11 protein-coding genes are annotated in these 11,609 nt (G+C 72.2%); 5 read left to right on the forward strand and 6 right to left on the reverse strand.

Going from position 1 to position 11,609, the window contains the following annotated elements:
- The first annotated feature begins 14 nt into the window (after positions 1-14).
- Entirely contained in the window at positions 15-1,781 is a 1,767-nt protein-coding gene (locus OU787_RS17655; RefSeq protein WP_268659938.1) for a DHA2 family efflux MFS transporter permease subunit, read from the forward strand.
- Between the two features lie 25 nt (positions 1,782-1,806).
- Here OU787_RS17655 and OU787_RS17660 read toward each other — a convergent pair whose 3' ends face one another.
- The 6 genes from OU787_RS17660 to OU787_RS17685 form a co-directional block, all read right to left on the reverse strand.
- Complete coding sequence (locus tag OU787_RS17660; protein WP_268659939.1) at positions 1,807-2,802, reverse strand: helix-turn-helix domain-containing protein; 996 nt, start codon at positions 2,800-2,802, stop codon at positions 1,807-1,809.
- A 150-nt stretch (positions 2,803-2,952) separates the two neighbouring features.
- Positions 2,953-3,993, reverse strand: a complete 1,041-nt coding sequence (locus OU787_RS17665; protein ID WP_442788634.1) for an NB-ARC domain-containing protein — start codon at positions 3,991-3,993, stop codon at positions 2,953-2,955.
- Complete coding sequence (locus OU787_RS17670) at positions 3,900-4,808, reverse strand: AfsR/SARP family transcriptional regulator (protein WP_268659941.1); 909 nt, start codon at positions 4,806-4,808, stop codon at positions 3,900-3,902. Before OU787_RS17670 ends, OU787_RS17665 begins: the two co-directional genes overlap by 94 nt.
- A gap of 60 nt (positions 4,809-4,868) precedes the next feature.
- Positions 4,869-5,069, reverse strand: coding sequence for a hypothetical protein (locus OU787_RS17675; protein WP_030460303.1), 201 nt, complete (start codon positions 5,067-5,069; stop codon positions 4,869-4,871).
- A 165-nt stretch (positions 5,070-5,234) separates the two neighbouring features.
- Entirely contained in the window at positions 5,235-5,537 is a 303-nt protein-coding gene (locus OU787_RS17680) for a hypothetical protein (protein ID WP_030460304.1), read from the reverse strand.
- Positions 5,538-5,685: 148 nt separating this feature from the next.
- Positions 5,686-6,915, reverse strand: a complete 1,230-nt coding sequence (locus tag OU787_RS17685) for an ROK family transcriptional regulator (RefSeq protein ID WP_268659942.1) — start codon at positions 6,913-6,915, stop codon at positions 5,686-5,688.
- Between the two features lie 143 nt (positions 6,916-7,058).
- On the opposite strand from OU787_RS17685, the gene OU787_RS17690 reads away from it, so the two are divergent.
- Genes OU787_RS17690 through OU787_RS17705 form a run of 4 tightly spaced genes read left to right on the forward strand, consistent with a single transcriptional unit; the run spans position 7,059 to position 11,607 of the window.
- Positions 7,059-8,369 (forward strand): ABC transporter substrate-binding protein, encoded by a 1,311-nt coding sequence (locus OU787_RS17690; RefSeq protein ID WP_268659943.1) that lies wholly within the window; start codon positions 7,059-7,061, stop codon positions 8,367-8,369.
- A gap of 17 nt (positions 8,370-8,386) precedes the next feature.
- Positions 8,387-9,367 (forward strand): carbohydrate ABC transporter permease, encoded by a 981-nt coding sequence (locus tag OU787_RS17695; RefSeq protein WP_268661883.1) that lies wholly within the window; start codon positions 8,387-8,389, stop codon positions 9,365-9,367.
- Positions 9,364-10,206: a carbohydrate ABC transporter permease gene (locus OU787_RS17700; RefSeq protein WP_030460308.1), complete on the forward strand. Its 843-nt coding sequence runs from the start codon at positions 9,364-9,366 to the stop codon at positions 10,204-10,206. The genes OU787_RS17695 and OU787_RS17700 overlap by 4 nt, the downstream gene beginning before the upstream one ends.
- A 57-nt stretch (positions 10,207-10,263) precedes the next feature.
- On the forward strand, positions 10,264-11,607 hold the full coding sequence (locus OU787_RS17705; protein ID WP_268659944.1) for a GH1 family beta-glucosidase: 1,344 nt from the start codon (positions 10,264-10,266) through the stop codon (positions 11,605-11,607).
- Positions 11,608-11,609: the final 2 nt, after the last annotated feature.

Consider the following 11,609-nt stretch of genomic DNA (forward strand, 5'->3'; position numbering starts at 1 on the left):
AAGGACCCGCGAAGATGCCCACCACACCCGCCCGCACCACGGTGAACGCGGCCAAGGGCAAGGCCCGCCGCAAGCCGGCCCCGGCCCGCAAGCCCGCCACCGCCGCCAAGCCCACCGCCACCAAGACCACGGCCGCCAAGACCACGGCCAAGCCCGCCGCAGCCAAGACCACGGCCAAGCCCGCCGCAGCCAAGACCACGGCCAAGCCCAAGGCCCAGAGCGCCAAGTCCCCGTCCCCGCAAGCGACTCCGAAGCCGGTTGCGCAGCCCGACCCGAAGGCCGCCGTCGCGGTCGAGGAGCAGCCCGCGGCCACCCCGGCCGAGGCCACCGCCCCTGCTCCCGCTCCCGCTCCCGCCCCCGAGCAGTCGGCGCCCCCCGCCGAGGCGCCGTCGAAGGCCGCGCTGTTCACCATGGTGATCGCCATGGCCGGCGGTTTCATCGCGCTGCTGGACACCACCATCGTCAACGTCTCGATGCAGGAGACCACGGCCCGGTTCGGCGGCATCAACCAGGTGCAGTGGGTGGTGACGGCCTACCTGCTGGCGCTGGCGGCCGTGATGCCGGCGACCGGCTGGCTGGCCACCCGGTTCGGGACGAAGCGGGTGTTCGCCGCCGCGGTGACGCTGTTCGCGCTGGGTTCGCTGGGCTGCGCGGCCGCGCAGTCGCTGGACCAGCTGATCGCGGCGCGCGGCATCTCGGGCGCGGCGGCCGGTGTGCTGACGCCGGTGTCGACGATCCTGCTGACCCGCGGGGTGCCGCGCGAGCACCTGGGCCGGGTGCAGGCGCTGAACGGTTCGGTGATGCTGATCGGCCCGCTGCTGGGCCCGACCATCGGCGGCCTGCTGGTGGGCTGGGGCGGCTGGTCGGCGGTGTACGTGGTGAACATCCCGTTCTGCGCGGTGCTGCTGGCGGCCGCGCTGCGCTGGGTGCGCAAGGACGCGCCGCCGGCCGGCAGTGCCCGGCCGCTGGACGTGCTGGGCCTGGTGTCCTCGGCGACGGCGACGGTCTCCACGGTGCTGGCGATCCACGAGTACGCCGAGCACGGGGCGCGGGCGGCCGCGGCGCTGCTGGTGCCGGTGGGCCTGGCGGTGCTGGGCACGGTGGTCTTCGTGGTGCGCGAACTGCGGGCGAAGGCGCCGCTGCTGGACCTGCGGCTGTTCAGGATCCCGGTGTACGCGACCGCGGTGGTGAACATCTTCTGCCTGGGCTTCGTGCTGTACTCGCCGATGATGCTGATCCCGCTGTACTTCGAGTCGGCGCGCGGCGAGTCGGCGGTGAACACCGGTCTGCTGATGTCGGTCGGCGGCCTGGGCGTGGTGACGGCGGCCTGGCTGTCCCGGGTGCTGCTGCGGAAGATCGGCGGCGGGGCGACGGTGCTGATCGGCATCGGCCTGACCATGCTGGCGACGGTGCCGATGACCGGCCTGACCGGCACCACCGCGTACCCGCTGATCTGCGCCAGCCTGGTGGTGCGCGGCCTGGGCACCGGTCTGACCATCGTGCCGACGATGACCCGGGCGTTCCAGTCGATCCGGCAGGAGTCCATCCCGGACGCCTCCTCGCAGCTCAACCTGACCCAGCGGATCGGCGGCGCGCTGGCCATCGCGGTGGTCACGGTGGTGCTGACCGACTCGGCGAAGGCGCACCGCGGCATGGTGCCGGCGGCGTTCGCGCACTCCTTCGGCTGGCTGCTGGGGGTCTACGGGGTGACCCTGCTGCCCGCGCTGGCGCTGCTCCTGGCGGACCGCCGGGAGAAGCGCCAGCAGCAGGCGGCGAACTGACGGTGCGTCAGCGCGACGCCCGCGGTCAGCGCGTGGCGGGGAGCCAGCCGTCCTGGACGGCGTGCACCCCGGCCTCGAAGCGGCTGCGGGCGTCGAGCCGTTCCATCAGGTTGGCGGCGAACCGGCGGGCGGTGCGCGGGGAGACGCCCAGCCGCTTGGCGATCGCCTCGTCGGTGTGGCCCTGGGCGAGCATCTTGAGGACGGCGAGCTCCTGCGGAGGCATCTCGTCGGCGTCGCACTTGGGGAGGTCGCCGACCGGGATCGCGTTGTCCCAGACGCCCTGGAACAGGGCGTACAGCGCGGCCACCGTGCCGGCGCCGCGCAGCACCACGGCGCCGGCCCGGGCGTCCTCGGTGTCGATCGGCAGCACGGCCTGCTGCCGGTCGAAGATGATCATGCGGATGGGGAGTTCGGGGACCGTCCGGACCTGGCCGCCGTGCAGGTTCAGCCAGGTCACGTGGTCCAGGGTGGGCCGGTGGTTGCGGACGCTGTCCAGGTAGACGGTGCGCATCTGCACCCCGCGCTCCAGCAGGGCGGCGTTCGGCTGCCGGCTGGCCCGCAGGTCCTCCTCGGAGTGCGCGCCGCCGGGGGCGAAGGTGGCCACCTCCTGGCGGACCGAGCCGGCCAGTTCGGCCAGCCGCTCGCGGATCGCCTCCGGTCCGCTGAGCTGCTCGGAGGCGGCGTCGGTCGCGGTGGGCCGCAGCGCCGAGCACTCCGCGATCAGCTGCGCGGCGGCGGCCCGGGAGGCTTCCACCCGCAGTTGCTGGGCGGCGAGTTCGGCCTGCTGGCGGGCCAGCAGCACCTCCATCGCGGTCTCCGGGCCGACCGCCCGGAACCCGATGCCCTCCCGGGCGGACGGCTGCACCAGGGCCAGTTCGCTCAACCGGTCGAGCCCGTGGCGGACTCTCTCCTCGGTGAGGCCCAGTGACCAGGCCAGTGCGGCGACTCCGGACTGCGGCTCGGCCAGCATCCGGCGGTAGATGGATTCGGCCTCGGTGTCGAGTCCCAGTGCGTCCAGCATGAATCGATCCCCGTCTCGATCAGCGCCAGTAACGTTTGCTCGGACTCAGAGCTTACTGATGCGGGGCAACCACGCACTGACCGTCATGTTCCGGAAAGATGTCCGGCCAACGCACGGGAGTTCACCGACCGTACACCTCCTGACGGACGGTCAGACGGCAGCCGACATCAGCAGCTGCCCGACCAGCTCGGTGACCTCGACAAGCGGCTCCGCCGGGGGCTCGGGAAGCGCCGACGCACAGTCACGGAGCAGGCTGTGGAAGGAGAAGAGCGCGGACGGATCCTGCCGCAGCAGGTTGTGTTCGAGCAGGACGTCCAGGAAACCTTCGGCCTCGTCCGGGCTCAGGCCGGTCAGCGCCGCCGCCCGCTGGAGGTCGAAGCTGCCCGCGGCCTGCCGGCTCATCAGTCGGGAGAAGCGCTGCTGCGCCCGGTCCAGGTACTGGTAGGAGGCGCGCAGCAGCACCATCAGGTCCCGGTCCGCGGTGCGCAGGCAGCGGGCCCGCCGGGCCGGGTCGGCCAGCCGCGCGACCAGGTCGGCGACCGTCCAGGCCGGGCGGTCGCGCAGCCGGGTCGCGGCGATCCGCACCGCCAGCGGCAGGTGCCCGCAGAGCGCGACGGCCTCGGCGGCCCGGGCGGGCTCCCGGGCCACCCTGGCCCGGCCGGCCACCCGGGCCAGCAGCTCGACCGCGTCGGACGGCGGCAGCACGTCCAGCGGCAGCGCCACCGACCCGTCCAGGGCGCTGAGCTTGCGCCGTCCGGTCACCAGCACCAGGGTCTCCCCGGCGCCCGGCAGCAGCGGGCGGACCTGGGCGCTGTCCGCGGCGTCGTCCAGCACCAGCAGGCAGCGCCGGCCGGCCAGTCGGGCCCGCCACAGCGCGCTGCGCTCCTCCAGCGAGGCCGGGACCTCCTCGGGCCGCAGGCCGTCGGCGCGCAGCAGCGCGGCCAGCGCCTGGATCGGCGGCACCGGGGGCCGGGACTCGTCGAAGCCGTCCAGCGCGGCGAAGAACTGGCCGTCCGGGAACTGCCCGGTCAGCTGGTGGGCGATCCGCACCGCCAGGGTGGTCTTGCCGACGCCGCCCATCCCGTCGACCGCCAGCATCAGCGGGGCGCCCGGGGCCCGCCGGCCGACCGCCTCCAGCAGCAGGGCGGACTCGGCGGTCCGGCCGGTGAAGTCGGCCAGGTCGTGCGGCAGGCAGTTGGGCCGCCCGGCGGTTCCTGCACCCGGGCGGGTCGCGGCGCGGGCGGCTCGGACGGGGCGGCGGCGGCGCCGTGCACGCCGGGCCCGTCGGCCAGGATCTCGGCGTGCAGGGCGCGCAGCCCGGGGCTGGGCTCCAGGCCCAGTTCGGTGGCCAGGAAGCGCCGTCCCTCGTCGTAGACGGCCAGCGCGTCGGCCTGCCGGCCGCTGCGGCACAGCGCGGTCATCAGGCTGCGGCGCAGCGAGTCGCGCAGCGGGTACTCGGCCAGCAGCGCGGTCAACTCGCCCACCAGGGAGGAGGTTTCACCGACCTTCAGGCGCAGCGCCATCAGGTCCTCGACGGCGGCGATCCGCTGCTCGTTCAGCTTCACCGCGGCGCTGGTCACCGCCGGGCAGTGGATGCCCGCGAAGGCCTCGCCGCGCCACAGGTCGACGGCGGACTGCAGCAGCCGGATCGCCTCGGCGAACCGTCCGTCCCGTTCGGCGGTCCGGGCCTCCCGGACCTTGCGGGCGAACCGGTTGGCGTCCACCGCGTCCTCCGGGGCGGCCAGCCGGTAGCCGACGTCGGCCGTCACCAGCCGGTGCTCGCCCGCGGCGAGCACCCGTCTCAGGTCCCGGATGGCGTTGTGCACCTGGGGGCGGGCCGAGGTCGGCGGGTCCTCCCAGAGCTCGTCCACCAGGAAGTCCATCGGCACCACCCGGCCGACGTTCAGCAGCAGCAGCGCCAGGAGTCTCTGCTGCCGCATGCCCCGGACGTCCACGGGGACACCGCTCTCGCGGGCCTCCAGGGCGCCCAGCACCAGGAATTCCATCGTCCTTCACCCCCGTGAATGCGATCGGTCTGTGGTCGTGCGCTGCCGTGCCCGGCCGGCTCAGCCGCCCCAGGTGACGTCGCCCTGCGGGGAGACGCCCGGGTGCGGGGTGGCGGTGGCGGTCGGGGTCGGGTCGACCTGGACGGTCCCGGCGCCGTCCGCGACGTTTCCGGAGAATTCCACGGCGCCGGCCGAAACGGTCAGGGCGGCGACGGTGACGACCACGGAAGCGGCGAACTTGGAGACACGGGTGACCAGCACGGAATTCTCCTCGGAAATTGGTGGGCTTTCCCGGGATTCTTTCCCGGGGCTCCTGGCCGGGGCTCTCGCTCCCGCCGACATCTCTACTGTGCGCCTCCCGGGAGCGGGAGGGAACAGGGGTCGGCTGGACGGAACATGCACTGACCTAAGCCGTCCACACCGGCCTCAGTCGAAGTCCCACCAGGGGCCCGGAACCAGGGCCGCGCCCACCGACAGCACGGCGGAGCCGGCCAGCTGCGGCTCCAGGTCGACGGCCCGCACCAGCAGGTCGGCGGCCCGCTCCTCGGCCTCGGCCAGTCCGGCGGCCAGGCTGAACACCCCCACGGTGACCTCGCCGGACTCCTCCCCGTGGACGCTGACGTGCTCCAGCGCGTCCGCCTCCCGGGCGTGGGCGTGGATCATCTCGGCCAGGCCGGGGGGCACTCCACCGCCGGCCGGCATGCGCAACCTCGCGTGAACCAGATACATGCTTCCATCTTCGGTCCCGCCTCTAAGTACCCGAACGACTTCCGGCTGGTCGCTTTATGCCGTGGCATAAAGCGTCCGCTCGAGCGATTCTCGAGCGGACGGGATGTGCGGTACGAGTGGGACCGGAGGGAAAAGGGGAGCCGGGGGGTCAGACGGCCGCGGCGAGGTGGTCGGGCATTTCGCCGCCGCTGTCCAGGAAATGCGTCAGCGGCAGGGTGGCCGCGCCGAGCGTCACCGCGTCCGGGCCGAGGTCGGAGAGGGTGATGGTGGTGCGGGAGCGGGGGTAGGAGAGGGCGTAGCGGGTGGCGGCCTCGCCGATCGCGGGCAGCAGCCGGGGGCCGAGCAGCAGGCCGGCCCAGCCGCCGATGACGATCCGCTCGGGGTTGAACAGGTTGACCAGGTCGGCGATCGACGCGCCGAGCAACTCCGCGGCCTCGTCCAGCAGTTCGACGGCGGCGGGCTGCCCGTCCTCGGCGGCCCGCAGCAGGGCCGCCAGGCCGGCCTTCTCGCTGGTGCCGGGCACGGTGCCGTCCCAGCGCTCGACCAGCGCCTCGGCGCCGACGTACGCCTCCAGACAGCCGCGCGAGCCGCACCGGCAGCGGCGGCCGCCGACGTGCACCTTGGTGTGGCCCCACTCGCCGGCCGAGCTGGTGGCGCCGCGGAAGCGGGCGCCGTCGGCGATCACGCAGGCGCCGACGCCGGAGCCGAACAGGGCGACCACGGCGTGCCGGCTGCCGCGGCCGGCGCCGAACCACATCTCGGCCTGGCCGAGGGTCTTGGCGCCGTTGTCGACGTACAGCGGCAGCGCGGTGTGCTCGCGCAGCATCCGGCCGAACGGGACGGCGTCCCAGTCGAAGGTCTGGCCGTGCACGACGATGCCGGCGCCGGGGTCGGGGCCGGTGCCCTGCTCGACGATGCCGGGGACGCCGATGCCGATGCCGAGCACGCTCTCGGCCGGGACGCCGGCCGCGGCGAGCACCTGGTCGAGGCCGCCGGCGATCATCCGGACCACCCGCTCGGGGTCGTGCGCGGCGAGCAGCGGCTGGTCGGCGGAGGCGAGTTCGGTGAGCGCGAGGTCGAACAGGGTGACCCGGACCTGGGTCTCGCCGATGTCGATGCCGACCAGGTGGGCCTGGCCGGGGGTGACCCGGAGCAGGATGCGCGGGCGGCCGCCGTCGGACTCGACCGACCCGCACTCCTCGATCAGGCCGTCGGCGAGCAACTCGCCCGTCACGTTGCTGACCGATCCGGCGCTCAGTCCGGTCGCGGTGCCCAGCTCCTGGCGGCTCAGCGGACCGTGGAAGTACAGGTGCCGCAGGAGCGTGGAGCGGCTGCTCCGGCGCAGGTCGCGGACGGTCTGCTTGCCTCGGGGTGTCATCGGTGTCCCTTCTTCGTTGCAGAATCTACGCGGTCGCGCCTCTTGACGTCTACTTTTCTCAGACGTTAAATCTCGGCGTGAAGTAAGCGCTCCGTGCTGCTGCTTCACCCCCACGAGACGACAGCCCGAGAGGGGCTCCTCCCATGCGCACCCACCGGATCTCCGCCGCCCTCGCCCTGACCGCCGCGATCGTCCTGACCGCCTCCGCCTGCGGCGGCGGCGACAGCGGCAGCGGCAGCAACTCCAGCCCGAAGACCCTCACCTACTGGGCCTCCAACCAGGGCAGCAGCCTGGAGAACGACAAGCAGGTGCTGGAGCCCGAGCTGAAGAAGTTCGAGCAGCAGACCGGCATCAAGGTCAACCTCGAGGTCATCCCCTGGTCCGACCTGCTGAACAGAATCCTGGCCGCCACCGCCTCCGGCCAGGGCCCGGACGTGCTGAACATCGGCAACACCTGGTCCGCCTCCCTCCAGGCGACCGGCGCGCTGCTCCCGTTCGACCAGGCCGCCTTCGACAAGATCGGCGGCAAGGACCGCTTCCTGGAGTCGACCATCGCCTCGGCCGGCGCCAAGGGCAAGGACCCGGCGGCCGTCCCGCTGTACTCGATGGCCTACGGCCTCTACTACAACAAGAAGCTGTTCCAGGCGGCCGGCATCGCCACCCCGCCCGCCACCTGGGAGGAACTGGTCGCGGACGGCAAGAAGCTCACCTCGGGCGACAAGTACGGCCTGGCGATCGAGGGCGGCAACGTCTCGGAGAACGTCCACCACGCCTTCACCCTGGGCATGCAGCACGGCACCGGCTTCTACGACGCCTCCGGCAAGCCGCAGTTCGACAGCCCGGAGGCGGTCGCCGCGGTCAAGCAGTACGTCGACTTCATCGCCAACGACAAGATCGCCGCCCCCGGCAACGCCGAGTACGCCGCCAACCAGTCGGTGACCGACTTCGCCACCGGCAAGGCCGCCATGCTGATGTGGCAGTCCGCGGGCGCCAACCTCAAGTCGCACGGCATGAACCCCGACGACTACGGCGTCGTCCCGGTCCCGGCCCCGGCCGGCGCCACCGGCGACAAGGCCACCACCTCGATGGTGGCCGGCATCAACCTCGCGGTCTTCAAGAACACCAAGAACCTCGACGGCGCCCTGAACTTCGTGAAGTTCATGACCAGCGACGAGGAGCAGAAGACCCTCAACGGCACCTACGGCTCGCTCCCGCCGGTCAAGGCCGCCCAGTCCGACGCCGCCTTCGCCACCCCCGAGCTGCAGACCCTCGCGGGCGTCCTGCAGAAGAGCGCCGCGCCGCTCCCGCAGGTCCCCACCGAGAGCCAGTTCGAGACCCTGATCGGCACCGCCGTGAAGAACCTGCTGGCGTCCGCCGCCGCGGGCAAGCCGGTCACCGAGGCCACGGTCAAGGACGAGCTGTCCAAGGCCCAGCAGCAGATGCCGGCGAGCTGACGAACGTGCCCGAGAAAGTGATCGACCGTCAGACCGCCGGTCAGGAGGCCGCCCCGCAGGGGGCGGCCCCCGCCCGCCGGCGCATCCGCGAGAAGTTCGGGCGCAGCGCCCTGCCCTACCTGCTGCTGCTCCCGGCCCTGCTGGCCGAACTGCTGATCCACCTGGTGCCGATGGTCACCGGCATCGTGATGGCGTTCAAGCAGCTCACCCAGTTCTTCATCCGCGACTGGGGCTCGGCGCCCTGGTCCGGCTTCGACAACTTCAAGGTGGCGCTGGAGTTCGACGCCCCGGTCGGCAAGGCGCTGCTGCACTCGTTCTGGGTGACCTGCGCCTTCACCGTGCTCTCGGTCGGCCTGTCCTGGCTGATCGGCGTCACCGCCTCGATCTTCACCCAGGACGCCTTCCGCGGCCGCGGACTGCTGCGCGCGGCGTTCATGCTGCCGTACGCGCTGCCGGTGTTCGCCGCCGTGATCACCTGGTCGTTCATGTTCCAGCGGGACACCGGCCTGATCAACCACGTCCTGCACGACCAGCTCCACCTGACCGGCGACAAGCCGTTCTGGCTGATCGGCGACAACAGCTTCTGGGCGCTGCTGACCGTCTCGGTCTGGAAGTCCTGGCCGTTCGCCTTCCTCACCCTCACCGCGGGCCTGCAGAACATCCCGCGCGAGCTCTACGAGGCCGCCGCGCTCGACGGCGCCGGCGTCTGGCAGCAGATCCGCCGGATCACCCTGCCCTCGCTGCGCCCGGTCAACCTGGTGCTGGTGCTGGTCCTCTTCCTGTGGACCTTCAACGACTTCAACACGCCGTTCGTGCTGTTCGGCAAGTCCGCCCCGCAGGCCGCCGACCTGATCTCGATCCACATCTACCAGTCCTCCTTCATCACCTGGAACTTCGGCCAGGGCTCGGCGATGTCGGTCCTGCTGCTGCTCTTCCTGCTGCTGGTGACCGCGGTCTACCTGTTCGCCACCAACCGCCGTCGGGGGGACGCAGAATGATCAACCCGCCCGCCTCCTTCCGCTGGCTGCGCCGGATCGTGCTGCTGGTGCTGGCCGTCTTCACCCTGACCCCGGTCGCGGTGATGCTCAGCTCCTCGCTCAAGCCGCTGCAGGACGTCCAGGGCCCGTGGCGCTGGCTGCCCAGCCACCTGACCCTCCGGCCGTACATCGACATCTGGACGACCGTCCCGCTGGCCAAGTACTTCACCAACTCGCTGATCGTCGCGGGCTCGGCCACCGCCCTGTCCGTGCTGATCGCGCTGCTGGCCGGCTACGCGGTGAGCCGCTACCGCTTCCGCGGCAAGAAGATCTTCACGATCACCGTGCTGTCCACCCAGATGTTCCCCGGCATCCTGTTCCTGCTGCCGCTGTTCCTGATCTTCGTCAACATCGGCAACTCCACCGGCATCGCGCTCTACGGCAGCCGCGGCGGCCTGATCCTCACCTACCTGACCTTCTCGCTGCCGTTCTCGATCTGGATGCTGGCCGGGTACCTGGACTCCATCCCGCGCGACCTCGACGAGGCCGCCGCGGTCGACGGCTGCGGCCCGATCCGCACCCTGGTGCAGATCATCGTCCCCGCCGCGCTGCCCGGCATCATCGCGGTCGCCGTGTACGCCTTCATGACCGCCTGGGGCGAGGTGCTGTTCGCCTCCGTCATGACCAACGACCAGACCCGCACGCTGGCCGTCGGGCTCCAGGGGTACGCCACCCAGACCGACGTCTACTGGAACCAGGTGATGGCCGCCTCGCTGGTCGTCAGCCTCCCCGTGGTCGCCGGATTCCTGCTGCTGCAGCGCTACCTGGTGGCCGGTCTGACCGCCGGTGCCGTCAAGTGACGCACCGCTGACGAGCCGTCAGGCCGCCCGCCCCCTCACCCTCGAAAGGACCACCCCGTGAACCACCTCGACGCGCTGCCGGCCAACTTCCGCTGGGGCGCCGCCACCGCCGCCTACCAGATCGAGGGCGCCGCGAGCACCGACGGCCGCGCGCCGTCGATCTGGGACACCTTCTCGCACACCCCCGGCAAGGTCGACAACGGCGACACCGGCGACACCGCCTGCGACCACTACCACCGCTGGCCCCAGGACCTCGACCTGGCCGCCTCGCTCGGCCTGGACGCCTACCGCTTCTCCATCGCCTGGCCCCGGGTCGTCCCGCTCGCCGACGGCAAGGTCAACGCGGCCGGCCTCGACTTCTACGACCGCCTGGTCGACGGCATGCTGGAGCGCGGCCTCACCCCGTTCCCCACCCTCTACCACTGGGACCTCCCGCAGGCCCAGCAGGACCGCGGCGGCTGGCCCGAGCGCGCCACCGCCGAGCGCTTCGCCGAGTACGCCGCCGTGGTCGCCGAACGCCTCGGCGACCGGGTCCGCGACTGGTGCACCCTCAACGAGCCGCTCTGCTCCTCCTGGATCGGCCACCTCGAAGGCAAGATGGCCCCCGGCCTCACCGACCTCACCGCCGCCGTCCGCACCTCCTACCACCTGCACCTCGGCCACGGCCTCGCCGTCCAGGCGCTGCGCGCCGCCGTCCCCGGCGCCCGGATCGGCATCGTCAACAACCTCTCCACCATCGAGCCCGCCTCGCAGTCCGACGCCGACCTCGCCGCCGCCCTGCGCGCCGACGGCCACATCAACCGCTGGTGGCTCGACCCGGTCCTCGGCCGCGGCTACCCGCAGGACATGCTCGACCTCTACGGCGTCGAACTCCCCGTCCAGGACGGGGACATGGAGCTCATCTCGGCCCCGCTCGACTGGATCGGCCTGAACTACTACTTCCGCCAGATCGTCGCCGACGACCCCACCGGCCCCGTCCCGGGCTTCCGCCAGGTGCCCGGCCCCAACCCCGAGCGCACCGCCATGGACTGGGAGGTGCACGCCCCCGGCATCGAGGAACTGCTGCTGCGCCTCACCGAGGACTACGGCGTCCGCGAGATCTACGTGACCGAGAACGGCTCCGCCTACCGCGACACCGTCACCGCCGACGGCCGCGTCGACGACCCCGAACGCACCGCCTACCTCGAAGCCCACCTCGCCGCCTGCGCCCGCGCCGTCGCCAAGGGCGCCCCGCTGGCCGGCTACTTCGCCTGGTCCCTGCTCGACAACTTCGAGTGGGCCTACGGCTACGACAAGCGCTTCGGCCTCGTCCACGTCGACTACGACACCCAGGTCCGCACCCTCAAGACCAGCGGCGAACGCTACTCCCAACTCATCGCCGCCCACCGCGCCCGCGCCTGACC

This window comes from Kitasatospora sp. YST-16, assembly GCF_026802215.1.
GTDB classification, from domain to species: Bacteria; Actinomycetota; Actinomycetes; order Streptomycetales; family Streptomycetaceae; genus Kitasatospora; species Kitasatospora cineracea.